Genomic DNA, 26,485 nt, shown 5'->3' with positions numbered 1-26,485 from the left:
TGACACGGGGTCTTGTGCGCGCGCACAACCGAGGCGGGCGGGCGCTGGGCCCGCGCAGCGATTCGCGGGCCGCCCGTGGACGGGCCGCCCGCGCGGTGCTGTCGTGAGCGCCACCGGTCCAGGGAGGGACACAGAGTGACCGATGCACAAGGGGAGGGCCTCGCCGTCGACACGATGTCGGTCGGCTACGGCCCCGTACGCGCCCTGCGCGATGTGACGCTGACGGTGCCGCAGGGCGCCTGCGTCGCCGTGCTGGGCGGCAACGGCGCGGGGAAGTCGACGCTGCTGCGCGCCGTCTCGCGCACGCTGCGGTTCCACGGTGGGACGGTGACGTCCGGCGAGGTGCGGTTCGGCGGGCGCCGGATCAGCGGCCTGTCCGCCGACCGTGTCGTGGCCGCGGGCGTCTGCCACGTACCGGAGGGGCGGCGGGTGTTCGCCCGGATGACCGTCGCCGACAATCTGCGGGCCGGCGCGCTCGGTTCGACGGGGTCGCGCGCCGACAAGGCGGCGGCGCTGCGCCGCGTCCACGAACTGTTCCCGGTCCTCGCCGACCGGGCGCACCAGCGCGCGGGTCTGCTCTCGGGCGGCGAGCAGCAGATGCTGGCGGTGGGCCGGGCCCTGATGGCGGGCCCGCGCCTGCTCCTGCTCGACGAGCCGTCGCTGGGGCTCGCCCCGCTGATGGCGGCCCGGATCGCCGACACGATCCGGGAGATCAACGCGCAGGGCGTCGCCGTCCTCCTCGTCGAGCAGAACGCGGCGCTCGCGCTCCGCCTCGCTTCGCACGCGTACGTCCTGGAGGTCGGCGAGATCACCCTGCACGGCCCCGCCGACGACCTGGCGGGCTCGGACGAGGTACGCCGCCGCTACCTGGGCGTGGTCGACGAAACAGCCGCGGCGGACGCCTCCGGCGGCGCCACCCACGCCCCGTCCCTGCGCCGCTGGGGAGGAACCCGATGACCCCTGACCCCGACCTCACCACACCCCCGGCCCCGCCCCACGAGCCGACCCCCGCCCACTCCGCGCGGAGGACGGCCGGTGTCCGCCGGGGACCGGTCGCCGCCCACTCCGCGCGGAGGACGGCCGGGCCCGCCACCGGTATCGTCCGCGCGCCGGTCGCCGACTGCTCCGCGCGGAGGACGGCCGGGCCCGTCACCGGTGTCGTCCGCGCGCCGGTCGCCGGCTGCTCCGCGCGGAGGACGGCCGGGCCCGTCACCGGTGTCGTCCGCGCGCCGGTCGCCGGCTGCTCCGCTCGCAGAACCGCCGGGCCTGCCACCGGTGTCGTCCGCGCGCCGGTCCCCGGCTGCTCCGCGCGGAGGACGACCGGGCCCGTCACCGGTGTCGTCCGCGCGCCGGTCCCCGGCTGCTCCGCCCGCAGAACCGCCGGGCCTGCCACCGGTTTGGTCCGCCCGTCGATCCCCGGTCGCTCCGCCCGCAGAACCGCCGGGCCCGCCACCGGCACCGTCCGCCCGTCGATCACCGGCTGCTCCGCCTGCAGGACCGTCGGGCCTGCCACCGGTGTCGTCCGCCCGTCGATCACCGGTCGCTCCGCCCGCAGAACCACCAGGCCCGCCACCCACGCCCTCCGCGCACCCGGCCCGCTCCGACCGGGAGGTTGCCGATGACCACCGCCACCGACACCACCAGCGGCACCAACGTGCTGCCCCTCCGCGTCCGGGACCTGACCGTCCGCTTCGCCGGGCTCACCGCGCTCGACGCGATCGGCTTCACCGTCGCGCCCGGCACTGTGCACGCCGTCATCGGCCCGAACGGCGCGGGCAAGTCGACCTGCTTCAACGTGCTATCCGGCGTCTACCGCGCCACCAGCGGCACCGTCCACCTCGGCGACCAGGAACTCACTGGCCTCCCGCCGCACCGCATCGCCGGGCTCGGTGTCGCCCGCATCTTCCAGAACCTCGCCCTGCCGCCGCGCACCACGGTCGCCGACAGCCTGATGCTGGGCCGCCACCGGCTGACCCGTACCGGGTTCGTCGCCGCCGGGCTGCGGCTGCCGTCCGCCGTCCGTGAGGAGCACGCGCACCGCGCGCGGGTACGGGAGATCGCCGAGTTCGTCGGCATCGCCGACCAGCTCTCCACCCCGACCGGCGCCCTGCCCTACGGCCAGCAGAAGCTCGCCGAACTCGCCCGCGCCCTGTGCATGGAGCCCCGCGTCCTGCTGCTCGACGAGCCCGTCGCCGGAATGACGGCGGACGAGCGGCGCCGTACCGCCGCCGTCATCGCGGGTGTCCGCGACAGCCTCGGGATCTCCATCGTCCTGGTCGAACACGACATGGGAGTCGTCATGCGCCTCGCCGACGAGGTCACCGTCCTCGACTTCGGCCGCCGGATCGCCGGCGGACCACCGGAGCGCGTCCAGAACGACCCGGCGGTGGTCCAGGCGTATCTGGGCGCACCCACCGAGGACGAGACGGAAGACGGGGAGGCCACCGCGTGACCACCTTCCTCGAACTCCTCCTCAACGGCCTCTCCATGGGCTCGGTGTACGCACTCATCGCCCTCGGCTTCGTCGTCATCTTCCGCGCCACGGAGGTCGTCAACTTCGCCCACGCCTCGCTGCTCCTCGCGGGCGGCTACGTCACCGCCACCCTCCACGACGACATCGGCTTCTGGCCCGCCCTCGGCGTCGGCATCGCCGCCGCGGCCGTGGTCGGCGCCGCCGTCGAGTTCCTCGTCATGCGCCGCTACCGGGGGCACGACCAGTCCGTCCTCGCCATCGTCACGATCGGCGTCGACATCCTGCTGACCACCGAACTCACCCGCCGCCTCGGCACCGACGTCCTGTCGATGGGCGACCCCTGGGGCGACGCCGTCCTCACCGTCGGCGGGGTCTCGATCGCGCACACCCGCATCGCCGCGTTCGTCACCGCCGCGCTGCTCATCACCGCCTTCCTCCTCGTCTTCCGCTACACGTCGTGGGGCGTCGCGATGCGCGCCGCCGCCGAGAGCGGGGAGACGGCCGCGCTGATGGGCGTACGCCTGCACCGGGTGTCGCTCGGCGCGTGGGCCGTGGCGGGCGGGCTCGCGGCGGTCGCCGCGCTGTTCCTGTGCGTGTTCCCGACACCGGGTCTGGAGAGGGCCACGTCCCTCGCCGCCCTCAAGGCGTTCCCCGCCGCGATCCTCGGCGGCCTCGACTCGACCACCGGCGCGCTCATCGGCGGCCTGGTCGTCGGCGTCACCGAGTCCCTCGCCACCGGCTACCAGAGCGAGCTGGCCTTCATGGGCCGCGGCCTCGGCGACCTCGCCCCCTACCTCGTGATGACCGTGATCCTCCTGCTGCGGCCCTCCGGCCTCTTCGGCACGAAGGAGCTGGCCCGTGTCTGACACCCTCGCCGCGACGAAGACCGCGGAAAGGCCGGAGCGGAACACCCCGGCCCGCACTTTCCTCACCCGCCGCACCGGCTACGTCCTCGCCGTCTGCGCCGCCCTTCTCCTCCTCGCCCTGCCCTTCTACCTCGACCGGTTCTGGCTCCAGGCGGGCCTCTTCGCCATGGCCGCCGCGATCGGCGCGATCGGCCTGAACCTCCTCACCGGCGCCACCGGCCAGCTCTCCATGGGCCACGCCTTCTTCCTCGCCATCGGCGCGTACGGGTACTGCGTCTTCGCGGGGGAGCGCGGCGAGGACCTGGACGGGCTCGGCCTGCCCCCGTGGCTCGCCGCCGTCCTCGCGGTGCTCGTCGCCGGGGTCGCGGGCGGCCTGTTCAGCCCCATCGCGGGCCGCCTCAAAGGCGCGTACCTCGGTATCGCGACCCTCGCGCTGATCTTCATCGGGCAGCACGTCCTGTTCAACGCCGAGGACCTGACCGGCGGCGCCAACGGCCGCGACGTCCCCGCGATGAGCCTGTTCGGCCTCACCTTCGACGACACGCCGCTCACGGTCGCCAGCGTCCCCTTCGGCTCCGCCGAGAAGCTCTGGTACCTCGGGCTGCTGCTCCTGCTCGGCTGCGGCCTGTTCGCCCGGGGAGTGCTACGGGGACGGCCCGGCCGCGCCATGAACGCGATCCGCGACCACCGCATCGCCGCGGGCGTCCTCGGCGTCCCCGTCGCCCGCTACCGGGGCGCCGTCTTCGTCCTCTCCTCGATGTACGCGGGCCTCGCCGGCGTCCTCCTGGCCCTCGTCTTCCAGCGCACGGTGCCGGACTACTTCGGCATCACGCTGTCCCTGGAGTACCTGGCGATGATCGTCATCGGCGGCCTGGGCTCGGTGGCGGGCGCGGTGGTGGGCGCGGCGTTCGTCTCCCTGCTCCCCCAGATCCTCACCCGCTACAGCGACGCCCTGCCCCTCGTCTCGGCCCCCGGCACCGGCGGCGTCGCGCCGGGCGAGGCCTCCCGCTACCTCTACGGCGCCGCCGTCGTAGCGGTGGTCCTGTTCCTGCCGGGCGGCCTTGTGCAGCTGGCCCGGCGCCGCGCCCGGAAACACCCTCAGGAGGAATCATGACCGCCCGCACCCGCCCCACCCGCACGCTCACGGTGACCACCGTGGCCGCGCTGCTCGCGCTCACCGCCGCGTGCAGTTCGAAGGCCGAGGACGGGGGAGGGGACGACAAGCAGAGCGCGGGCGGGGTGAAGACCGGCCAGGGCGTCTCGGGCAAGACCATCGACCTCGGCGTCCTCACCGACATGACCGGCGTGTACGCGACCCTCGGCAAGAGCGTCACGCAGGCCCAGCAGCTCTACGTCAAGCAGGTCAACGACGGCGGCGGCATCTGCGGCTTCCAGCTCAAGCTCACCGTCCGCGACCACGGCTACGACCCGCAGAAGGCCGTCGCGGGCTACACGGAGCTGTCCCCGAAGGTCCTGGGTTTCACGCAGTTCATCGGCTCACCGTTCGTGGCGGCGGTGGAGAAGCGCATCGACGCGGACAAGGCCCTGGTCCTCCCGCAAGCTTGGTCCTCGAACCTCCTGGGCAGCCCGTACGTACGCGTCATCGGCTCCACGTACGACATCGAGACGATCAACGCGATCGACTTCCTGATGAAGGAGAAGGGGCTCAAGAAGGGCGACAAGCTCGGCCACGTCTACTTCGAGGGCGACTACGGCGAGAGCGCGCTCAAGGGCTCGAAGTTCATGGCGAAGGAGGCCGGGCTGACCGTCGTCGAACAGAAGATCAAGCCCACCGACAACGACATGACCGCGCAGGTCGCCGCCCTGAAGAAGGCGGGCGTCAAGGCCATCGTGATCAGCGCGGGCCCGCGCCAGGCGGCCTCCCTGGTCGGCGTCGCGGCGGCGGCGAAGCTCATGGTCCCGGTGATCGGCAACAACTCGGCGTACGCCCCCCAGCTCCTCGGCACCCAGGCGGCCCCGGCGTTGCTGGCCAACTACTACGTCGCCTCCCCCTCCCTCCCCATCGGCGCGGACACCCCGGAGGCGAAGAAGCTGGTCGCCGACTACAAGAAGGCGTACCCGAAGGACGGCCTGGACAACGGCGTCGTCGCGGGCTGGACGGCCGCCGGCGTCTTCGGCGAGGCCCTGAAGAAGGCGTGCGAGTCGAAGGACCTGACCCGCGAGAGCGTGGACAAGGCGCTGCTCTCCCTGAACGGCTACGACATGGGCTTCGGCGTCGACCAGAACTTCACGGACCCGAAGTCCCCGTCCTCCTACAAGTCGGTGATCCTCCAGCCCGACAAGACAGCGGTAGGCGGCCTGAAGGTCCTCCAGCAGCCGGGCGAGGCCGCGGAGGCAAAGACATACACGGAGAGCGCCGACTAGCCCCGTAAGGGGCGCGGGGAACTGCGCGCCCAGCCACGACGAGGCGGCACCCGCAAGACGGCAAACACATCTACGGCGCGCAGGCGTAAAGGAAGAGGGGCCCGAGCCACCAAGGCTCGGGCCCCTTTCCACGCCGCCCAGGGGCGCGGGGAACCGCGCGCCCAGCCACGACGAGCCCCGCACCCGCCGGACGGCGAGCACTCCGACGGCGCGCAGGCGCACAAAGGCGGGCCCGAGCCGACAAGACCCGCTCAGGGGCGCGGGGAACGGCGCGCGCAGCCACAACGAAACCCGCGCTCGCCGGACGGCGGGCACCGGCACAACGCGTAGGCACAAAAAAGGTGGGCCCGAGCCACAAGGCTCGGGCCCACCTTTTCACCAGGTCAGCGGAGCGTAGCCCGCGCTTCGCGCCGGTTGTCCCGGAAGTTGTTCACCCGCCGCGCCGTGGCGAACAGCGGAATGACCGCCCCGAGCACGAGCTGCAGCGCACAGCCCGTCTGGAGCAGAAGCTGCCCCCCGGGCGCCTCGAACGCCCACGCCGCGAGCAGCCCCATGCTGAGCACGATCCAGGACAGCATCGCCACCGCGAGCCGCCCGCGCGGCTTCGGGTACTCGACGCGGCTGACCATGAGCCACGCCGTACCGATGATGGCGAGCAGCGTCGCCACGAAGGGCAGCTCAAGGAGCACGATCGAGACGACGGTCAGCGCCCCGAAGGGCGACGGCATGCCCTGGAAGGTGCCGTCCTTCACGGTCACGCACGAGAACCGCGCGAGCCGCAGCACCACCGCAAGCAGCACCACGATGGCCCCGACGGCCGCGACTCTCTGGTGCGCGTCGTCGGCGACCATGCCGTACACGAGCACGAAGTACGCGGGCGCGAGCCCGAAGCTGATGAGGTCCGAGAGGTTGTCCAGCTCGGCGCCCATCGGCGAGGAGCGCAGCTTGCGCGCCACGAGACCGTCGAACAGGTCGAAGATCGCGGCGGCGAGCATGAGGATCACGGCGGTGGCGGCGGAGTGCCGGGCCATGCCGGAGTCGTTGCTGCCCTGGATGTGCGGGATGAGGATGCCGGTGGTCGTGAAGTAGACCGCCATGAAGCCGCACGTGGCGTTGCCGAGGGTGAGGGTGTCCGCTATCGACAGGCGCAGCGAGAGCGGCATCTCCTCCGCGTCGTCGGCCTCGTCGGGGACGGGCACCCAGCCGGCCTGGGTCTCTGAATCAGTCACGGTCAAGTCGAGTCACCCCTGCCACGGTCTTCTGGCCGACCTCGACGTCGATCTCCACGCCCTCGGGCAGGTAGATGTCGACGCGCGAGCCGAACCGGATGAGACCGATCCGCTCGCCCTGCTCGACCTTGGTGCCGCGCGGGATGTAGGGCACGATGCGGCGGGCGACGGCGCCGGCGATCTGGATCATCTCGATGTCACCGAGTTCGGTGTCGAAGTGCCAGACGACGCGCTCGTTGTTCTCGCTCTCCTTGTTGAACGCCGGGACGAAGCCGCCCGGGATGTGTTCGACGGAGGTCACGGTGCCCGCGAGGGGAGCGCGGTTGACGTGCACGTTCAGCGGGCTCATGAAGATCGCGACGCGGGTGCGGCCGTCCTTCCACGGCATGATGCTCTGCACCACGCCGTCGGCGGGCGAGATGACCCGGCCCTCGGCGATCTCGCGCTCGGGGTCGCGGAAGAACCAGAGCATGCCGGCCGCGAGGGCGGTGGCCGGGACGGCGAGCGCCGCCGCGTTCTTCGAACGGCGCGAACGGGCCAGGCTCACTGCGGCCGTGGCCACGGTCGGGAGAAGCCACGGCGATGCTCCGCGCGCAAGGCGACCACCGAGGAAGCCGTCGCGAGGTGCAGAGGTTTGGCTGTGGGGCATGGATGACCTTCGTAGCGGATGAGGCCGCGCTGGTTACGGGGGGACGGCGGCTTTTCCGAGGAATGCTATCGGTTGCGAGCCACAACTGGGCAAGCCAGGAAGCCGAGTCGGCGGCTGAAGAGTGCTGACGGGGTGTGATCTTCGTTGCGAAGAAAACACCCCGAAATAGGACATCTCGCCAGGCTCAGCCCTGGACCCGATACTCTTCGAGCAGTCGACGACCAATGATCATTTTCTGGATTTCGGCGGTACCTTCACCGATCAGCAGCATCGGCGCCTCGCGGTAGAGACGCTCGATCTCGTACTCCTTGGAGAACCCGTATCCACCGTGGATACGGAACGCGTCCTCCACGACTTCTTTGCAGTATTCGGAGGCCAGGTACTTGGCCATTCCCGCTTCGAGGTCGTTTCGTTCCCCGGAGTCCTTTTTGCGTGCCGCGTTCACCATCATCGCATGGGCGGCCTCGACCTTGGTGGCCATCTCGGCCAGCTTGAACTGGATGGCCTGGTGCTGGGCGATCGGCTTGCCGAAAGTGTGACGTTGCTGGGCATAGGAGACGCCGAGTTCGAAGGCACGCTGTGCGACGCCGCAGCCACGGGCCGCCACATTCACGCGTCCGACCTCGACTCCGTCCATCATTTGGTAAAACCCTCGGCCGGTCTGTCCGCCAAGTACACGATTGGCTGGAATGCGTAGCCCGTCCATGATGAGTTCGGTGGTGTCGACACCCTTGTAACCCATCTTGTCGATCTTTCCGGGGATGGTGAGACCGGGCCGGACCTCACCGAATCCGGGTTCCTTCTCGACCAGGAAGGTCGTCATCGACTTGTGCGGCGCCGTGCCCTCGGCATGACCTTCATCACTCCGGGTGAGAACCGCCACAAGTGTTGACGTTCCGCCGTTGGTCAGCCACATCTTCTGACCGTTCAGGACGTACTCGTCGCCGTCCTTGACCGCCTTCGACGTGATGGCCGACACATCCGAGCCGAGCGCCGGCTCGGACATCGAGAACGCGCCACGCACCTCGCCCAGCGCCATCCGGGGCAGGAAGTACTCCTTCTGCTCCTGCGTGCCGTGCTGCTTGAGCATGTACGCCACGATGAAGTGCGTGTTGATGATGCCGGAGACCGACATCCAGCCGCGCGCTATCTCCTCCACGCACAGCGCGTACGTGAGCAGCGACTCGCCGAGCCCCCCGTACTCCTCCGGGATCATGAGCCCGAACAGGCCGAGCTCCTTGAGCCCGTCGACGATCTGTTGCGGGTACTCGTCGCGGTGTTCGAGCTCGGTGGCGACCGGGATGATCTCCTTGTCCACGAAGTCCCGCACCGTGGAGAGGATTTCCTGCTGGACCTCGGTGAGACCGGCGGTCTGGGCGAGTCGCGCCATGGCTACTTCTCCTGCTGCTTGAGGCTCGGGCGGCCGGGCTGTTCGCCGCCGCGCTCCTTGATGTACGTCTCGGTGGGCACCATCACCTTGCGGCGGAAGACGCAGACGAGCGTGCCGTCCTGCTTGTAGCCCTTGGTCTCGACGTAGACGATCCCGCGGTCGGACTTGGACTTCGACGGGGTCTTGTCGAGGACCGTCGTCTCGCCGTAGATCGTGTCGCCGTGGAAGGTCGGCGCCACGTGCTTGAGCGACTCGACCTCCAGGTTGGCGATCGCCTTGCCGGAGACGTCCGGCACGGACATGCCGAGCAGCAGGGAGTAGATGTAGTTGCCGACGACGACGTTCTTGCCGAAGTCCGTCGTGCTCTCCGCGTAGTTGGCGTCCATGTGGAGCGGGTGGTGGTTCATCGTGAGCAGACAGAAGAGGTGGTCGTCGTACTCGGTGACCGTCTTCCCGGGCCAGTGCTTGTAGACGTCCCCGACGGTGAACTCTTCGTAGGTGCGGCCGAACTGCATGGTCTTACGCCTCCGGGGCCTCGAACTTGGACGTGCGGCGCATGCCGGCCGCACGGCCCTTCCCGGAGATGACGAGCGCCATCTTCCGGCTCGCCTCGTCGATCATCTCGTCGCCGAGCATCGCCGAGCCCTTCTTGCCGCCCGCCTCGGACGTGTAGTACTCGTACGCGTCCAGGATCAGCTCGGCGTGGTCGTAGTCCTCCTGCGAGGGGGAGAAGACCTCGTTGGCCGCCTCGACCTGACCGGGGTGGAGCACCCACTTGCCGTCGAAGCCGAGGGCGGCGGCGCGCCCCGCGACCTCGCGGAAGCCGTCCACGTTCTTGATCTGGAGGTAGGGACCGTCGATCGCCTGGAGGTCGTTGGCGCGGGCCGCCATCAGGATCTTCATCAGGATGTAGTGGTAGGCGTCGGCGCCGTAGCCGGGCGGCTGCTCGCCGACGACCAGGGACTTCATGTTGATCGACGCCATGAAGTCGGCCGGGCCGAAGATGATGGTCTCGATGCGCGGGGACGCCTCCGCGATGGCGTTGACGTTGTTCAGGCCCCGCGCGTTCTCGATCTGGGCCTCGATGCCGATCTTGCCGACCTCGAAGCCCATCGTCTTCTCGATCTGCGTCAGCAGCAGGTCCAGGGCGACGACCTGGTCGGCCGTCTGGACCTTCGGCAGCATGATGCAGTCGAGGTTCGGGCCCGCGCCCTCGACGACGGTCACGACGTCGCGGTAGGTCCACTCGGTCGTCCAGTCGTTGACCCGCACGACGCGCGTCTTGCCCGTCCAGTCGCCCTCGTTGAGGAACTTGACGATGGTGTGCCGCGCCTCCGGCTTGGCGAGCGGCGCGCAGGCGTCCTCCAGGTCCAGGAAGACCTGGTCGGCGGGGAGGCCCTGGGCCTTCTCCAGGAAGCGCGGGTTCGACCCGGGCACCGCGAGGCAGGAGCGGCGCGGACGGAGACGGTTGACCTGTGTCATGCGGGGACCTCCAACGGGTCGAGCTTGTTCGCTTGCCGGATCTCGTCGACGATACGGCCGATGATCTCCGTGATGCCGAAGTCCTTGGGGGTGAAGACGGCGGCGACACCCGCCCGCTTCAGCTCCTCGGCGTCGGCGTTCGGAATGATGCCGCCGACGATCACGGGGATGTCGGTGGCGCCCGCCTCGCGCAGCCGGGCGAGGACGTCGGGCACCAGCTCGGCGTGCGACCCGGACAGGATCGACAGGCCGACGCAGTGCACGTCCTCGGCGAGCGCGGCGGACACGATCTGCTCGGGCGTGAGCCGGATGCCCTGGTAGACCACCTCGAACCCGGCGTCGCGGGCCCGGACGGCGATCTGCTCGGCGCCGTTGGAGTGCCCGTCGAGGCCCGGCTTGCCGACGAGGAGGCGCAGCTTGCCGCCCAGCTCCTCACCCGTGCGGCGGACCTTCTCGCGGACCTGGGCGAGCGGCGTGCCCTCCTCGGCGGCCACCGCGACCGGCGCGGACGAGACCCCGGTCGGCGCCCGGAACTCGCCGAACACCTCGCGCAGCGCCCCGGCCCACTCGCCGGTCGTGACCCCGGCGCGGGCGCATTCGAGCGTGGCCTCCATGAGGTTCTCGGTCCCGGCCGCCGCCTCCTTCAGGCGTTCGAGCGCCTGCTGGGTGGTCGGGTAGTGGAACGGGTCGCCCATGCCCTGCCGGTCGCTCGACTCCTGACGCGTGGCGCGCCACTCGCGGACGGCCCGCACGACCCGCGCCTCCACCTGGTGGTCGACCGTCATGATCGCCGCGTCCAGGTCGGCGGTGAGCGGGTTCGGCTCGGTCGACTCGTAGATGTTGACGCCGACGATCTTCTCCTCGCCGGCCTCGATCCGCGCCCGGCGCTCCGCGTGCGAGGCGACGAGCTGGGACTTGAGGTAGCCCGACTCGACAGCGGCCATCGCGCCGCCCATCTCCTGGATCCGCTCGATCTCGGCGAGGGAGTCGGCGACCAGCGCGTCGACCTTCTTCTCGATCACGTGCGAGCCCGCGAAGATGTCCTCGTACTCCAGGAGGTCGCTCTCGTGGGCGAGGACCTGCTGGATGCGGAGCGACCACTGCTGGTCCCAGGGCCGGGGGAGGCCGAGGGCCTCGTTCCAGGCGGGGAGCTGGACGGCACGCGCGCGTGCGTCCTTCGACAGCGTCACGGCCAGCATCTCGAGCACGATCCGCTGGACGTTGTTCTCCGGCTGCGCCTCGGTCAGACCGAGGGAGTTGACCTGGACGCCGTAGCGGAAGCGGCGCTGCTTCGCGTTCTCGATGCCGTACCGTTCGCGCGTGATCTGGTCCCAGATCCGCCCGAACGCCCGCATCTTGCACATCTCCTCGATGAAGCGGACGCCCGCGTTCACGAAGAAGGAGATGCGGGCCACGACGTCCCCGAACTTCTCGGCGGGGACCTGCCCTGAGTCGCGTACGGCATCGAGAACGGCGATGGCGGTGGACATCGCGTACGCGATCTCCTGGACCGGTGTGGCCCCCGCCTCCTGGAGGTGGTACGAGCAGATGTTGATCGGGTTCCACTTGGGGATGTGGGAGACCGTGTAGGCGATCATGTCGGTCGTCAGGCGCAGGGAGGGGCCCGGCGGGAACACGTGCGTGCCCCGCGACAGGTACTCCTTGACGATGTCGTTCTGCGTCGTGCCCTGGAGCGTGGCGATGTCGAGGCCCTGCTCCTCGGCGACGACCTGGTAGAGCGCCAGAAGCCACATCGCCGTGGCGTTGATGGTCATCGAGGTGTTCATCTGGTCCAGGGGGATGTCCTGGAACAGGCGCCGCATGTCACCGAGGTGCGAGACCGGCACGCCGACCCGGCCGACCTCGCCGCGGGCGAGGACGTGGTCCGGGTCGTAGCCGGTCTGGGTCGGCAGGTCGAAGGCGACCGACAGACCCGTCTGCCCCTTGGCGAGGTTGCGCCGGTACAGCTCGTTGGACGCCTCGGCCGTGGAGTGACCGGCGTACGTGCGCATCAACCACGGCCGGTCCTTCTGACGCTCAGTCATGAGCCTGTGCCCCTCCGGACTCTCAGACGTTGCGGAAGCGGTTGATGGCGTCGATGTGCTGGGCGCGCTTGTCGTGGTCGCGCACGCCCAGGCCCTCCTTGGGCGCGAGCGCGAGGACGCCGACCTTGCCCTGGTGGAGGTTGCGGTGCACGTCGTACGCGGCCTGGCCGGTGTCCTCCAGGGCGTACGTCTTGGAGAGCGTCGGGTGGATCTTGCCCTTGGCGATCAGGCGGTTGGCCTCCCACGCCTCGCGGTAGTTGGCGAAGTGCGAGCCGATGATCCGCTTCAGCGACATCCACAGGTAGCGGTTGTCGTACTCGTGCATGTAGCCCGAGGTGGAGGCGCAGGTGGTGATGGTGCCGCCCTTGCGGGTCACGTACACGCTCGCGCCGAAGGTCTCGCGGCCCGGGTGCTCGAAGACGATGTCGATGTCCTCGCCGCCGGTGAACTCGCGGATGCGCTTGCCGAAGCGCTTCCACTCCTTCGGGTCCTGGGTGCGCTCGTCCTTCCAGAACTTGTAGCCCTCGGCGTTGCGGTCGATGATCGCCTCGGCGCCCATCGACCGGCAGATGTCCGCCTTCTGCTCGCTGGAGACGACGCAGATCGGGTTGGCGCCGCCCGCGAGCGCGAACTGGGTGGCGTAGGAGCCGAGGCCGCCGCTCGCGCCCCAGATCAGCACGTTGTCGCCCTGCTTCATGCCGGCGCCGTTACGGGAGACGAGCTGGCGGTAGGCGGTGGAGTTGACCAGGCCGGGCGCCGCCGCCTCCTCCCAGCTCAGGTGGTCGGGCTTCGGCATGAGCTGGTTGGACTTGACGAGCGCTATCTCGGCCAGGCCGCCGAAGTTGGTCTCGAAGCCCCAGATGCGCTGCTCGGGGTCGAGCATCGTGTCGTTGTGGCCGTCGGAGGACTCCAGCTCGACGGAGAGGCAGTGCGCGACGACCTCGTCACCGGGGTTCCAGGCGTTGACGCCGGGCCCGGTGCGCAGGACGACGCCCGCGAGGTCGGAGCCGATGATGTGGTACGGCAGGTCGTGGCGCTTGGTCAGCTCGCTGAGGCGGCCGTAGCGCTCCAGGAAGTTGAAGGTGGAGACCGGCTCGAAGATCGAGGTCCAGACCGAGTTGTAGTTGACCGAGGAGGCCATGACGGCGACCAGGGCCTCGCCGGGGCCGAGTTCGGGCACCGGCACCTCGTCCAGGTGGATCGACTTGCGCGGGTCCTTCTCGCGGGTCTCGAGGCCCGCGAACATCTCCGTCTCGTCCTTGTGCACGGTGATCGCGCGGTACGAGTCGGGCAGGGGAAGGGCGGCGAAGTCGGCGGACGTGGCGGTCTGCGACTGGATCGCGTCCAGGATTTCCTTCACGGTGGTGCCTCCGGCGGTGAGCGTCTGAGGGGAACGCTGAGTCGGGGTGGTGTGGCTGCGGACGAGCGGTGGTGCGTGCCGTCGGTTCGGCGGGGTGGTGCGGTGGCAGCGCTTGGTGTGGCGCGGAAGGGTGCCTGTGACGCAGGCGTCCGGGCGCGCGGGCCACGGTCGGTCATGGCCTGCGGGGACAGCCGGCACGCGGAAGTTCTCCGTGCGCCGGCCGCCCGGACTTCCCTCAACGTATGGCACACCGTGACAGCTGGCAAGGCACTCCGTGCCACAAATTTCGCTCAGGTGTCATGTTTGAGCAACAGGTGAGCGATGATCGATCATCCGAGGTCAGGGATGGGTTACCGCCGCGTAGAGGGATCGATGATCGATCACGTGCCCTCGCGGCGCCTGCCTCGGCGTATGCAAAAGGCCCCTGACGTGGCACTCCGTGCCAGGTCAGGGGCCGTGCTCGTGCGGACCGCTCTAGCGGTTCCTGAGCGCTTCCTCGATGGTGCGCATGACCTCGGGCAGCGGCGCGTCCGTGCGCGCCACCGTGACGAGCACCTCGCCCGAGTGCGCCACCTGCGCGGCCGGGGGAGCGGCGGGGGTGCGGCCCGCCCCGATGCCGGTGCCGAAGGTGCGGCGCACGATGGCGAAGGCGTGGTCCAGCTGCGCCTCGACGTCGCCCTGGCCGCCGGCGCGCAGCCAGCGCCGCAGGACGTGGTTGTGGGCGGTGACGACGGCGGAGGCGGCGACCTCGGCGAGCAGCGGGTCGTCGTTGCCGTCGTGGTGGGCCTGCTCGTCGAAGTGGCCGAGCAGATAGCGGGTGAACAGGCGCTCGTAGCGGGCGACCGAGGCGATCTCGCGCTCGCGCAGCGTGGGGACCTCCCGGGTCAGCCGGTAGCGCTCCACGGAGACCGCGGGCGCCGCCGCGTACATCTTCATGACCTCTTTGATGCCGCGGCAGACGGTGTCCAGCGGGTGTTCGAGGGGCGGCGCCGCGTTGAGGACCGCCTCGGCGCGTACGAGGGTGTCGTCGTGGTCCGGGAAGATCGCCTCTTCCTTCGAACGGAAGTGGCGGAAGAAGGTGCGGCGCGCGACGCCCGCCTGCGCGGCGATCTCGTCGACCGTCGTCGCCTCGTACCCCTTCGTGGCGAACAGCTCCATCGCCGCGGCGGCCAGCTCACGGCGCATCTTGAGCCGCTGGGCGGCCGCCCGGTTGCCGGCGGCGCTCTCCGGGGCGTCGGTCGTAGCGGGGGTACGGGAGGACTGGTCGGCCTTGGGCATGGACCGAACGTACTGCATGTACGTTCCAAAAGGCGCCCCGGTGAGCGGGCCGCCCGGTGCTCCGAGCAGCCCGCCCCAGCCGTCTCCGGCCCCCTGGTCCGGCTCAGCGCCGGGCATATTCGCGGAAGCCACGGCCCGTCTTGCGGCCGAGGCAGCCCGCGGCCACCAGGTGTTCGAGCAGTGGCGCGGGGGCGAGGCCCGGGTCGCGGAACTCGTGGTGCAGGACCTTCTCGATGGCGAGGGAGACGTCCAGGCCGACCACGTCGAGGAGTTCGAACGGGCCCATCGGGTAGCCGCCGCCGAGCTTCATCGCGGCGTCGATGTCGTCGAGCGAGGCGTAGTGCTCCTGCACCATCTTGACCGCGTTGTTCAGGTACGGGAACAGCAAAGCGTTCACGATGAACCCGGCCCGGTCGCCGCAGTCCACCGGGTGCTTGCGGATCGCCACGGTCAGGGCGCGGACGGTCGCGTGCACGTCGTCCGTGGTCAGGACGGTCCGCACGACCTCGACGAGCTTCATCGCCGGGGCCGGGTTGAAGAAGTGCATGCCGATGACGTCCTGCGGGCGCGCGGTGGCGCGGGCGAGGGCGACGACGGGCAGCGACGAGGTCGTGGTGGCGAGGATCGCGCCGGGCTTGCAGACCTTGTCGAACGTGGCGAAGAGCTGCCGCTTGATCTCCAGGTCCTCGGCGACCGCCTCCAGGGCGAGGTCGACGTCGGCGAACGCCTCGTAGGACCCGGCGGGCGCGATGCGTGCGAGCGTCTGCTCCGCCGCCTCCGCCGTCATCCGGCCCTTGTCGACGGAGCGGGAGAGCGACTTCCCGATCCGGGCCTTCGCCTTCTCCGCCTTCTCCTCGCTGCGGGCGGCCAGGACGACGTCATAGCCCGCCTTCGCGAAGACCTCGGCGATGCCGGACGCCATCGTGCCCGAGCCCGCGACACCGACGGAGCGGACGGCGCGGGTGGGGCCCGCCGTCGCGCCGTCCGACGGCGTCAGGGCGTCCGGCACGACGACCGGGCTGCCCGGCTCCTCGTACGTGTAGAAGCCGCGGCCCGCCTTGCGGCCGGTCAGGCCCGCCTCGCTGAGCTGCTTGAGGACGGGCGCGGGCGCGTGCAGCCGGTCGTGCGACTCGGCGTACATGGCGTCGAGGACGGTGCGCGCGGTGTCGATCCCGATGAGGTCGAGCAGCGCGAGCGGGCCCATCGGCAGACCGCAGCCGAGCCTCATCGCCGCGTCGATGTCCTCGCGGGAGGCGTACTTCGACTCGTACATGGCGGCGGCCTGGTTGAGGTAGCCGAAGAGCAGCCCGTCGGCGACGAAGCCCGGCCGGTCGCCCACCGCGACGGGCTCCTTGCCCAGTTCGAGCGCGAGGTCGGTGACGGCGGCGACCGCGACCGGCGCGGTCAGCACGCTGGACACCACCTCGACGAGCTTCATCGCGGGCGCCGGGTTGAAGAAGTGCAAGCCGAGGACGCGCTCGGGGCGCGCGGAGTCGGCGGCGAGCCGGGTGACGGACAGCGCGTTGGTGCCGGTGGCGAGGATCGCCCCGGGCCGCACGATGTCGTCCAGGGACCGGAAGATCTGCTGCTTGATCTCGTACGACTCCGGGGCGACCTCGATCACCAGATCGGCCTCGGCCGCGGCCTGGAGGTCGGTGAACGTACGGAACCGGGCGAGCAGCTCCGCCCGCTCCTGCTCGGTGAGGTGGCCGCGGCGCACCGCACGCGCCGTCGAGCCCTCCAGGGCCACGACCGCCTGCGCGGCGGCGGCCTCACTGATGTCGATGCCGATGACCTCACGGCCGGCGCGGGCGAGGACCTCGGCGATGCCGGTGCCCATGGTGCCCAGGCCGACGACGGCCACGGTAGAGATGCGGGACAGGGGAGCGTCCATCCGGGAACTCCAGAGGTGAGGGTGGTGTGCCGTGCCAACTGCGCCGCTGCGCACGGGAGATGCGACCGGCCCTGTCCCGGAGCCAGGTCGTGCTGCGATGACGTCGGTAGCGCGTACCGAACCGACCGCACTCGCGGCGGCTGCGTCACCAGGCCGCCCTGAGTGGTACTGCGGGAAGTGTGCCCCGCTCAGATGAGATTAACCAGTGAGTAACGAGCGCGCCAGCCCTCGTCGTTGCCGAGTCCCTGTGATCTACGTCGCCGCGGACCCCTCGCGTCTACCCTCGACCACATGGACGAAGAGTCGCGAACGGTGACGGAACGCATCCGGAAGGAATCCGGCGGGACGCCCGCCTTCGAGCACCTGGCCGCCACGCGTGACCCGGACGAGCTGGCCGCCGTGCTCACCGCACCGCAACAGCCCCTCTGGGCGCGTGAATTGGCCGCCTACCGGCTCGGCTTCGCCGGTGACCGCCGCGCCTTCGAGTCCCTCGTCCTGCTCCTGAACCACCGCGATCCGGAACGCTGCGCCGCCGCGGCCCAGGCGCTGGCCGCCCTGCGCGACCCGCGCACCGCCCGCGCGGCGGCGGCCCTCGCCACCAATGAACTCCGCGTCGCGTACGCCCTCTACCCGGTCCGGCTGCTCACCCAGCTCAGAGCGCCCGAGTCGGTCCCGGCGCTCATCACCACGCTCCGCCGCCGCCTCGCCCCGCACGACCCGTACCGCAAGGTGGCGCTCGCCTGCGTCGAGGGGCTCGGCAGCCTCGCCGACCCCCGCGCGCGCGAGGTGCTCACGGAGGCGGCGACCCATCCCCGTCTGGCGATGGCCGCGGCGGCGGCGCTCGCGCGGTTGCCGCAGGAGTGACCCCCGCTCAGGCGCGGAAGCCGAGCATCCCGTGCAGCACGGCCCCCTTCGACCGGGGCGCCCGCGGTGTGGCCGCCTTGCTGCCCAGCGGCTTGGGATCGGGCTGCTTCTTGCAGACCGCGTCCACGTCACCGCTGCCGCGCGGCACCTTCCCTGAGGCGAGGTACGTCGCCAGGTGCTTGTCGAGGCACGCGTTCCCACTGAGCGTGACCCCGTGGTTGCCGCCGCCCTGCTCCACGACGAGGCTCGATCCGCGCAGGAGGCGGTGCATGGTGGCGCCACCCTGGTACGGGGTGGCCGCGTCGTCCGTCGCCTGGAAAAGCAGCACCGGCGGCAGCGTCAGGTTCGTGACGTCGGGCGGGGTCAGCATCCTGGTCGGCCAGAACGCGCACGGCGCGTTGTACCAGGCGTTGTTCCACGTGGAGAACGGGGCCTTCTCGTGCGTGCGCGCCTGGTCCGCGCGCCACCGGCGCCAGTCGCGCGGCCACCGCGCGTCGCGGCACTGCACGGCCGAGTACACGCTGTAGCCGTTGTCCCCCTCGGCGTCGATCGCCGCGAAGGTGTCGTACGCCTCGACCAGCGGGGCCGGGTCCTTCTCCTTCACGTACGCGGAGAACGCGTCGGCCAGGAAGGGCCAGTAGCCGTCGTAGTAGCCGCCCGGCAGGAACGTGTCCTCCAGCTCGCCCGCGCCGACCTTCTTGCCCGCCGGCTTCTTCGCCAGCGCCTCCCGCATCGCGTACCACTGCCGCTCGACCTTCGCCGGGTCCTTGCCGAGTTTGTAGGCCGCGTCGTGCTTGGCGACCCAGGCGAGGAAGGCGCGGTGGCGCTCGTTGAAGGCGACGTCCTGGCGGAGGTTGTCCTCGTACCAGACGCCCGTCGGGTCGACGACCGAGTCGAGGGCGAAGCGCCGCACCCGGTCCGGGTAGGACTTGGCGTAGACCGCGCCGAGGTAGGTGCCGTAGGAGTAGCCGAGGTAGTTGAGCTGCTTGGCGCCGAGCGCGGCCCGGATCGCGTCCATGTCCCGTACGGCGCTGACCGTGTCGAGGTAGGGCAGGAGGGCGGCGTACTTCTTGCCGCACGCGCGCGCGAAGCCCTCGGCCCGCTTCAGATTGGCCCGCTCGACCGCTTCCGTCCTCGGCACGCTCTGCGGGCGTACGGGCTTGAAGTGGCCCGGCACGCAGTCGAGGGCGGGCTTGCTCTTGCCCACGCCGCGCGGGTCGAAGCCGATGACGTCGTACTGCGCGGCGACCGCCTTCGGCAGGCCCGCCGCGACGAACCCGGCGAGCGTGAGCCCGCTGCCGCCGGGACCACCGGGGTTGACCAGGAGCGGTCCCTGCGACGTCTTCGCGGTGTGCGGGACGCGCGACAGGGCGAGGGTGATCTCGGGCCCTCGCACGCGCGCGTGGTCGAGCGGAACGCGCAGCGACGCGCATTGCAGCGTCGGATACTCCTTCGTGCCGCATTTCTTCCAGGTGACGGCGGCGACGCGGGGGCCGGGGCCGGCGGTGGCCGTCGGGGCGAGGGCGGAGGCGGCGAGCGCGGCGATGCCGCACAGAGCGACTGTGCGTTTCTTCACGTGCGGCATGTTTCCTTGATCGCCGGTCCGGGGAATCCGTTCGGCCGGAAGTGCACCCGATCGCGTGGCGCGTCAGAGCAGGGTGAGCTGCGTCGGCTCGGCCGCGTCCGGCGCCGCCGCCGGCTCCGGGACGCGGATGCGCCGGGGCAGACCGGGGCGCGAGGGCCCGATCCCGTACTCCTCGGCCAGCTCGTGGACCTGCCGCGTCAGCCGCCGCTGGTACCACTTGGGGGCGTACGCCCCTTCCGCGTACAGCCGCTCGTACCGGCGTACGAGGTAGGGGTGGTGCCGGGCCAGCCAGGCCATGAACCACTCGCGGGCGCCGGGGCGCAGGTGCAGCACGAGCGGCGTCACCGAGACGGCACCGGCCTGCGCGATCGCCCGTACGGTCGCCCGCAACTGCTCCGGGCGGTCGCCGAGGAACGGGATCACCGGGGCCATCAGGACGCCGCAGCCGATCCCGGTGTCGGCGAGGGCGCGGACGACGTCGAGGCGGCGCTCGGGCGCGGGCGTACCCGGCTCGACGGTGCGCCACAGCTCCTGGTCCACGAAGCCGACCGAGACCGAGACGCCGACGTCGGTCACCTCCGCCGCCTGCCGCAGCAGGTCGAGGTCGCGCAGGATCAGCGTGCCCTTGGTCAGGATGGAGAACGGGTTGGCGTGGTCGCGCAGCGCCTCGATGATGCCGGGCATCAGCCGGTAGCGGCCCTCGGCGCGCTGGTAGCAGTCGACGTTCGTGCCCATCGCGATGTGGTCGCCGAGCCAGCGGCGCGAGCCGAGCTGGCGGCGCAGCAGCTCCGGCGCGTTCACCTTCACCACGATCTGGCTGTCGAAGCCGAGCCCGGTGTCGAGGTCGAGGTAGCGGTGGGTGTTGCGGGCGAAGCAGTAGACGCACGCGTGCGTGCAGCCCCGGTACGGATTGACCGTCCATTCGAACGGCATCCGGGACGCGCCCGGCACCCGGTTCACGATCGACCGCGCCCGGATCTCGTGGAAGGTCACGCCCTGGAATTCGGGGGTGTCGACGGTGCGGGTCGTGACCGCGTCCGCGCCGAACAACGCGGCGTCGGGCGCCCGGCCGTGCTCGGCCCGGTCGTCCGTGAGGTTCTCCCAGCGCATGCCGCCTCCTCCGTAGCTCTGCCCCCGCGCCCCACAATAGAACACATGTTCCCTTGATCGTGCGAACGTGTCGCGGGCCCCTGACCACCCCGGTTTGGGCGGCCCGCGCGGGGGGTGGTTGGCTTGGGCGGCCCACAGGATCCAAGTGCTGGAGGAAAAGTCATGGCGCAGGTCGAGGCCACCACGGAACGCGTCGTCGCCGCCGAGCCCGACGACGTCTTCGACGCCCTCGCCGACTACAGCGGCACCCGGCAGAAGCTGCTGCCCGAGCACTTCAGCGAGTACGAGGTGCGCGAGGGCGGCGACGGCGAGGGCACCGTCGTCCACTGGAAGCTGCAGGCCACCAGCAAGCGGGTGCGTGACTGCCTGCTCGACGTCACCGAGCCCACCGACGGCGAACTCGTCGAGAAGGACCGCAACTCCTCGATGGTGACGACCTGGCGCGTCACCCCGGCCGGTGAGGGCCGCTCGCGCGTCGTCGTCACCACCGTGTGGAACGGGGCGGGCGGCATCGGCGGCTTCTTCGAGAAGACGTTCGCGCCCAAGGGCCTCGGCCGGATCTACGACGCCGTGCTCGCCAAGCTCGCCGCCGAGGTGGAGAAGTGATCCCTGTCCGCTGACGGAGCGTCGGAAGAACACAGAACACTGATCTGACGCTCACCGTTTCGAGTGGTTTTCGTTTCGCGCCCGTTGTACGCCGTAGGGCTCCGACCGGCGCATTCGCCGTTCGAGCGCCTCTGACGTGCGCCTCGTCGCGCTTGCCCCCCGTTGTCGCGCGATGCGAGAAATGGGCGGCGCAAGGGCGACGAGGGGAGCAGTACGTGGGCACGACGACGCTGGTGACCGACCCCGTGCGGGGACGGGAAGAACCGGGGACGGTCGCGGAACCGGCCCCGGTCGCCGCCGCACCGGTGGTCGAACAGACGCCCGTGGAGCGGCAGCCGACCGGGGAGGCCCTCAGCCCGCGCCGCGTGCGGATGGTCTTCGTCGGCCTCATGCTGGCGCTGCTGCTCGCCGCCCTGGAGCAGATGATCGTCGCCACCGCGCTCCCGAAGATCGTCGGTGAGCTGCACGGCCTCGACAAGATGTCCTGGGCGATCACCGCCTACCTGCTGACCTCCACCATCGGCCTGCCGATCTACGGCAAGCTCGGCGACCTCTTCGGCCGCAAGGGCATCTTCCAGTTCGCGATCGTCGTCTTCGTGATCGGCTCGGCGCTCGCGGGCCGGGCCCAGACCATGGATCAGCTCATCGCCTTCCGCGCCGTCCAGGGCGTCGGCGCGGGCGGCCTGATGATCGGCGTCCAGGCGATCATCGGCGACATCGTGCCGCCCCGCGAGCGCGGCCGCTACATGGGTCTGATCGGCGCCGCCTTCGGCCTCGCCTCGGTCGCGGGGCCGCTGCTCGGCGGCTACTTCACCGACCACCTCTCGTGGCGCTGGTGCTTCTACTTCAACGTCCCCTTCGGCCTGCTCACCCTCGCCGTCACGGCCGTCGTCCTCAAGCTCCCCAAGCCCACGAAGAAGCCCCGGCTGGACGTGCTCGGCGCCCTGCTCCTCGCCTCGGCCTCGACCTGCCTGGTCCTGCTGACCAGCTGGGGCGGCACGGAGTACGCGTGGGGCGACCGGGTCATCATCGGGCTCGGCGCCGGGGCGGCTCTCTCCGCCGCGCTGTTCCTGGTCGCCGAGAAGTACGCGGCCGAACCCCTCATCCCGCTCCGCTTGTTCCGCGACTCCGTCTTCAACCTCAGCGGGCTCGTCGGCATGGTCGTCGGCGTCGCCCTCTTCGGCGCGGCCAGCTACCTGCCGACGTTCCTGCAGATGGTCGACGGCGCCACCGCCACCGAGTCCGGGCTCCTCATGCTGCCGATGATGGGCGGCGTCGTCGGCGCCTCGATCCTCTCCGGGCAGCTCATCAGCCACACCGGCCGCTACAAGCTCTACCCGATCCTCGGCGGCGCCCTCTCCAGCCTCGGCATGTACCTCCTGTCGCGCCTGGAGACCGACACCCCGCGCCTCGAGTACAGCGTCTACATGGCGGTCCTCGGCGCGGGCATCGGCCTGATCATGCCGGTCCTCGTCCTCGCCGTGCAGAACGCCGTCCGCCCCAGCGACCTCGGCACCGCCACCAGCGCCAACAACTACTTCCGGCAGATCGGCGGCAGCGTCGGCGCCGCGATCTTCGGCACCCTCTTCGCGGGCCGCCTCGCCGACGCCCTCGCCGACCGGCTCCCGGCGGGCGGCGGCGCCGGACTCCCCGCCGGGACCGACGCCGAATCGATCACCCCGCAGCTCGTCCACGCGCTCCCCGAGGCGCTGCGCACCCCGTACATCGAGGCGTACGCGGACGCGATGCCGCGCATCTTCCTCTACCTGGTCCCGGTCCTCGTCCTGGGCCTGCTCCTCGCCTTCTTCATCAAGGAGACCCCCCTGTTGTCCAGCACCGCCCCCGCCGAGAACCCCACCACCACGACCCTGTCCGCGCACTCCGCCGTGGCGCCGCAGGAGCGCGTGTCCCACGCCGCCGGGGTCCCCGTCTGCGGCACGGTCCAGCACTCCGACGGCACCGCCGTGCCGCGCGCCGCCCTCACCCTCATCGACGTCGGCGGCACCCAGATCGGGCGCGGGGCCAGCGGCGACGACGGCCGGTACGCGCTCTCGACGCCGGGCGCGGGCAGCTACGTGCTGATCGCGGCGGCGGGCGGGCACCAGCCGCAGGCCGTCACGGTCACCGTCGGGGAGCGCCCGGTCGACCTCGACGTGGTGCTCGGCGGCGCCGGCCGCCTCGCGGGCTCCGTCCTCACCGCCGACGGCACCCCCGTACGGGACGCGATCGTCACCCTGACCAATGTGCACGGCGAGGTCGTCTCCACCACCCGCAGCGGGCGCGAAGGCGCGTACGTCATCACGGAGCTGGTCGCGGGGGAGTACACCCTCGCGGCGAGCGCCCCCGCGTTCCGCCCGGCGGCGCTGCCCGTCACCGTGATGGCCTCGCGCGAGACCCGGCAGGACGTGGAGCTGGCGGGCGGCGCGGTGCTGCGCGGCACCGTGCGGGCCGGTGGCGGGCGGCCCGTGGAGGAGGCCCGGGTCACGCTGCTGGACGCGGCGGGCAATGTGGTCGACACGCTGACGACGGGCGCGGACGGCACGTTCCGCTTCGTCGATCTGTCGTCGGGCGAGTACACGGTCATCGCGGCGGGCTACCCGCCGGTGGCGACGGTCCTCCAGGTCGCCGGGGGCGGCCGGACGGAGCGGGACCTGCAACTGGGCCACGAGGACTGACGCCGCCCCCGCGTCTGTCAAGGGCCGGGCCCCAATTCACCGGTAAGCACATGGGGGTTGGGCGGCCGCGCGTACCGTGGAAGCAGGCGGTACGCACCCCCTTCGGCGTGCCGGAGGGAAGGAGGCGGCGATGGCGGACACCGGTCGTTCCCCACAGGGCCGCGTCCCGCTGGCCGTGGTCGTCGTCGACCACGCGGGCCGCGTCTCGCACTGGAGCACGGGCGCCCGCCGACTCTTCGGCCCCGACCGCGAGGGCGCGGTGGGGCGCCCCGCCGCCGACCTGCTGCCCGTCTCCGGTGCGCTGCCCCGGGAGGAGGACGCCACGGCCCGGGGCGCGTTCGGCGCCTACGACGAGCTGGAGCCCGACCTGGAGGAGACGCTCGGCGGGCGGATGTCCTACCCCACCGCGGGGCGGGCGCGGCTCGACACCAGCGCGGGGCCGCGCGACCGCATCGACGTCCTGTGGTGGGCGTACCCGCTGGTGGGGCCGGGGCCCGAGCGGCTGCTCGTGCTCGCGGCCGACGCCCGCAAGCTGACCGGCGGGCCGGGCACGGGCCCGGACGGCCCGGGCAGGCCCGGGGCGGGCGAGCGGGTCGCCCCCGGCTTCGCGCTGCACACCGACTTCCCCGCCGCCGACGAGCTGGCGCGCGGGCTGCCCGAGATCCTGCCCAGCATGAGCGTGCGCGAGAGCGCCCGCATCGTCGCCCAGGTCCTCGAACTGGGCTATCCCGTTCTGGAGTTCAGCCACCACGACCGTGTGCCCGTCACCGCCGACTGGGGCGTCTCCCGGCGCACCGAGCGCAAGGCGCGGCGCGCGGAGGCGGCGCGCGCGGCGGCGGCCGGGGTGCCGTCCCCGCGCACGTCGGCCGAGGACGCCGACGACGCCGAGGACCTCGAGTACGTGGCGGTGCGCGAGCGCCTGGAGTTCCTCAACGAGGTGAGCGGACGCATCGGCTCCTCCCTCGACCTCTCCCGCACCATTGTCGAGGTCAGCAAGGCGGTCGTGCCCCGCTTCACCGACGTGGCCGGTACCTACCTGCGCGAACAGGTCGTCGCGGGCGAGGGGTTCCCCGAGGGGCCGCCCGACGAGACGACGATGTGGCACCGCGTCGCCGTCGAGCACACCGACGAGCCGGGCCGCTGGGACGACGTGGTGCCGGTCGGCGAGTCGATGCCGTTCCCCGCGCACACCCCGTTCTTCCAGTGCATGACCAGCGGGGAACCCGTCCTCGTCCCGTACATCTCCGAGGAGATGGGCAACGGGATCGCCTCGCAGTTCGAGAAGCGCGACATCCGGCCGCTCATCACCCACCGCTCCATGCTCGTCGTCCCGCTGAAGGCGCGGAACGTCGTCCTCGGGTTCATGATCCTGCTGCGCCACCAGGAGCGGCCCCTCTTCAACGACATGGACCGCGTCACCGGCGCCGAACTCGCCGCCCGCGCGGGCCTCGTGCTCGACAACGCGCGCATGTACACCTACCAGGAGTCCGTCGCCGAGACGCTCCAGGACAGCATGCTGCCGCACATCGAGCCGCACATGCCGGGCTGCGACATCGCCACCCGCTATCTGCCCGGCACCCTGCTCGGCCGGGTCGGCGGCGACTGGTTCGACTCGATCAAACTGCCCGGCGCGCGCACCGCCCTGGTCGTCGGCGACGTCATGGGGCACGGGCTCAACTCGGCGGCGATGATGGGCCAGTTGCGCACCGCCGTGCAGACCATGGCCGGCCTCGACCTGCCCCCGGCCCAGCTCCTGCGCAACCTGTGCGACCTGGCGCAGCGCCTCGGCGAGCACTACCTCGCCACGTGCCTGTACGCGGTCTACGACCCCATCGCCGGGGAACTCCACCTCGCCAACGCCGGGCACATCCCGCCGGTGATCGTGCGCGCCGCCGACGGCCGCAGCGAACTCCTCGACCTGCCGACCGGCGCCCCCATCGGCGTGGGCGGCGTGCCCTTCGAGTCCGTACGCCTGCCGGTCGCGCCCGGCGACCGCCTCGTCATGTGCACCGACGGCCTGGTCGAGGTGCGGGGCGAGGACATCGGCGTGGGGCTCGCGACCTTGTGCGAGTCGGCGGCGCACCCGGCCGCCTCGATGGACGACGCCTGCGACACCATCATCCGCTCCCTCGCGGGGCGCGGCGGCCGCAAGGACGACGTGGCGCTCCTCATGGTCCGCATGAGCGGCATCGAGAGCGACGACGTGGCCCAGTGGGAGCTGGCGCGGGAGCCCGCCGAGGTGCCGCGCGCCCGGGGCCTCGTCCGCGACCGGCTCGCGCTGTGGGGCCTCACCGGCATCGAGTACGCGGCCGAGCTCCTGGTCGGCGAACTCGTCACGAACGCCGTACGGCACGCCAGGGGCGGCCGGGTCCATCTGCGGCTCGTGCGCTCGGGCACGCTGCTGTGCGAGGTGGAGGACACCGACCCCACGCTGCCGACGCTGTGCAGCGCGGGCCCGGACGACGAGTTCGGCCGGGGCCTGCGGGTCGTCGCGCGTCTCGCGCGGGCGTGGGGCGCGAGCCGGACGGCGTCGGGAAAGACGGTCTGGTTCGAGCTGAGTCTTGTAAGGCGCACCCCGGCGCGGTAGACCGAGC

At 71.3% G+C, this 26,485-nt stretch carries 21 protein-coding genes; 10 read left to right on the top strand and 11 right to left on the bottom strand.

What is annotated here, in order from left to right; translation table 11 throughout:
- Positions 1-174 precede the first annotated feature (174 nt).
- Genes ABZ877_RS20155 through ABZ877_RS20130 form a run of 6 tightly spaced genes read left to right on the top strand, consistent with a single transcriptional unit; the run spans position 175 to position 5,724 of the window.
- Complete coding sequence (locus tag ABZ877_RS20155; RefSeq protein WP_361073068.1) at positions 175-957, top strand: ABC transporter ATP-binding protein; 783 nt, start codon at positions 175-177, stop codon at positions 955-957.
- The gene (locus tag ABZ877_RS20150; RefSeq protein WP_361072856.1) at positions 954-1,622 is read left to right on the top strand and encodes a hypothetical protein; all 669 of its coding nucleotides are present in this window, start codon (positions 954-956) and stop codon (positions 1,620-1,622) included. Before ABZ877_RS20155 ends, ABZ877_RS20150 begins: the two co-directional genes overlap by 4 nt.
- The gene (locus ABZ877_RS20145; protein ID WP_361072853.1) at positions 1,619-2,452 is read left to right on the top strand and encodes an ABC transporter ATP-binding protein; all 834 of its coding nucleotides are present in this window, start codon (positions 1,619-1,621) and stop codon (positions 2,450-2,452) included. The genes ABZ877_RS20150 and ABZ877_RS20145 overlap by 4 nt, the downstream gene beginning before the upstream one ends.
- Positions 2,449-3,339 (top strand): branched-chain amino acid ABC transporter permease, encoded by an 891-nt coding sequence (locus ABZ877_RS20140; RefSeq protein ID WP_361072850.1) that lies wholly within the window; start codon positions 2,449-2,451, stop codon positions 3,337-3,339. The genes ABZ877_RS20145 and ABZ877_RS20140 overlap by 4 nt, the downstream gene beginning before the upstream one ends.
- A complete protein-coding gene (locus tag ABZ877_RS20135; protein WP_361072847.1) occupies positions 3,332-4,453 on the top strand; it encodes a branched-chain amino acid ABC transporter permease in 1,122 nt (373 codons plus the stop codon). The genes ABZ877_RS20140 and ABZ877_RS20135 overlap by 8 nt, the downstream gene beginning before the upstream one ends.
- Positions 4,450-5,724, top strand: coding sequence for an ABC transporter substrate-binding protein (locus tag ABZ877_RS20130; RefSeq protein WP_361072844.1), 1,275 nt, complete (start codon positions 4,450-4,452; stop codon positions 5,722-5,724). The genes ABZ877_RS20135 and ABZ877_RS20130 overlap by 4 nt, the downstream gene beginning before the upstream one ends.
- A gap of 383 nt (positions 5,725-6,107) precedes the next feature.
- Here ABZ877_RS20130 and pssA read toward each other — a convergent pair whose 3' ends face one another.
- The 9 genes from pssA to ABZ877_RS20085 form a co-directional block, all read right to left on the bottom strand.
- The gene (gene pssA, locus ABZ877_RS20125) at positions 6,108-6,923 is read right to left on the bottom strand and encodes a CDP-diacylglycerol--serine O-phosphatidyltransferase (protein ID WP_361073064.1); all 816 of its coding nucleotides are present in this window, start codon (positions 6,921-6,923) and stop codon (positions 6,108-6,110) included.
- Between the two features lie 22 nt (positions 6,924-6,945).
- The gene (locus ABZ877_RS20120; protein WP_361072841.1) at positions 6,946-7,602 is read right to left on the bottom strand and encodes a phosphatidylserine decarboxylase; all 657 of its coding nucleotides are present in this window, start codon (positions 7,600-7,602) and stop codon (positions 6,946-6,948) included.
- Positions 7,603-7,786: 184 nt separating this feature from the next.
- Positions 7,787-8,992 carry an acyl-CoA dehydrogenase family protein gene (locus ABZ877_RS20115; protein ID WP_361072839.1) on the bottom strand — a complete coding sequence of 402 codons (1,206 nt, stop codon included), beginning with the start codon at positions 8,990-8,992 and terminating at the stop codon, positions 7,787-7,789.
- Positions 8,993-8,994: 2 nt separating this feature from the next.
- On the bottom strand, positions 8,995-9,507 hold the full coding sequence (locus ABZ877_RS20110) for a MaoC family dehydratase (RefSeq protein ID WP_361072836.1): 513 nt from the start codon (positions 9,505-9,507) through the stop codon (positions 8,995-8,997).
- Between the two features lie 4 nt (positions 9,508-9,511).
- Entirely contained in the window at positions 9,512-10,474 is a 963-nt protein-coding gene (locus ABZ877_RS20105) for a CoA ester lyase (protein WP_361072833.1), read from the bottom strand.
- A complete protein-coding gene (locus ABZ877_RS20100) occupies positions 10,471-12,519 on the bottom strand; it encodes a protein meaA (RefSeq protein ID WP_361072830.1) in 2,049 nt (682 codons plus the stop codon). The genes ABZ877_RS20105 and ABZ877_RS20100 overlap by 4 nt, the downstream gene beginning before the upstream one ends.
- A gap of 22 nt (positions 12,520-12,541) precedes the next feature.
- Positions 12,542-13,879, bottom strand: coding sequence for a crotonyl-CoA carboxylase/reductase (gene ccrA / locus ABZ877_RS20095; protein WP_361072827.1), 1,338 nt, complete (start codon positions 13,877-13,879; stop codon positions 12,542-12,544).
- A gap of 474 nt (positions 13,880-14,353) precedes the next feature.
- Positions 14,354-15,157 (bottom strand): TetR family transcriptional regulator, encoded by an 804-nt coding sequence (locus ABZ877_RS20090; protein ID WP_361072824.1) that lies wholly within the window; start codon positions 15,155-15,157, stop codon positions 14,354-14,356.
- Between the two features lie 103 nt (positions 15,158-15,260).
- Complete coding sequence (locus ABZ877_RS20085; RefSeq protein WP_361072821.1) at positions 15,261-17,051, bottom strand: 3-hydroxybutyryl-CoA dehydrogenase; 1,791 nt, start codon at positions 17,049-17,051, stop codon at positions 15,261-15,263.
- Between the two features lie 291 nt (positions 17,052-17,342).
- Here ABZ877_RS20085 and ABZ877_RS20080 point away from each other — a divergent pair, with 291 nt between their 5' ends.
- Positions 17,343-17,915 (top strand): adenylosuccinate lyase, encoded by a 573-nt coding sequence (locus tag ABZ877_RS20080; protein ID WP_361072817.1) that lies wholly within the window; start codon positions 17,343-17,345, stop codon positions 17,913-17,915.
- A gap of 7 nt (positions 17,916-17,922) precedes the next feature.
- Here ABZ877_RS20080 and ABZ877_RS20075 read toward each other — a convergent pair whose 3' ends face one another.
- Positions 17,923-19,491 (bottom strand): alpha/beta hydrolase, encoded by a 1,569-nt coding sequence (locus ABZ877_RS20075; protein WP_361072814.1) that lies wholly within the window; start codon positions 19,489-19,491, stop codon positions 17,923-17,925.
- Positions 19,492-19,563: 72 nt separating this feature from the next.
- Complete coding sequence (locus tag ABZ877_RS20070; protein ID WP_361072811.1) at positions 19,564-20,610, bottom strand: Rv2578c family radical SAM protein; 1,047 nt, start codon at positions 20,608-20,610, stop codon at positions 19,564-19,566.
- 162 nt (positions 20,611-20,772) lie between these two features.
- Here ABZ877_RS20070 and ABZ877_RS20065 point away from each other — a divergent pair, with 162 nt between their 5' ends.
- The 3 genes from ABZ877_RS20065 to ABZ877_RS20055 all read left to right on the top strand — a co-directional run bounded on the left by ABZ877_RS20065 (position 20,773) and on the right by ABZ877_RS20055 (position 26,478).
- Positions 20,773-21,216: an SRPBCC family protein gene (locus tag ABZ877_RS20065; RefSeq protein ID WP_361072808.1), complete on the top strand. Its 444-nt coding sequence runs from the start codon at positions 20,773-20,775 to the stop codon at positions 21,214-21,216.
- Positions 21,217-21,521: 305 nt separating this feature from the next.
- Positions 21,522-23,891: an MFS transporter gene (locus ABZ877_RS20060; protein WP_361073061.1), complete on the top strand. Its 2,370-nt coding sequence runs from the start codon at positions 21,522-21,524 to the stop codon at positions 23,889-23,891.
- A 130-nt stretch (positions 23,892-24,021) separates the two neighbouring features.
- Positions 24,022-26,478, top strand: a complete 2,457-nt coding sequence (locus tag ABZ877_RS20055; RefSeq protein WP_361072805.1) for a SpoIIE family protein phosphatase — start codon at positions 24,022-24,024, stop codon at positions 26,476-26,478.
- The last annotated feature ends 7 nt before the right edge of the window (positions 26,479-26,485 follow it).

This window comes from Streptomyces sp. NPDC046939 (genome assembly GCF_040644575.1).
In the GTDB taxonomy this organism is placed as follows: domain Bacteria; phylum Actinomycetota; class Actinomycetes; order Streptomycetales; family Streptomycetaceae; genus Streptomyces.
The sequence above is the reverse complement of the archived record's forward strand: the minus strand, read 5'-3'. Positions and strand labels throughout refer to the sequence as shown.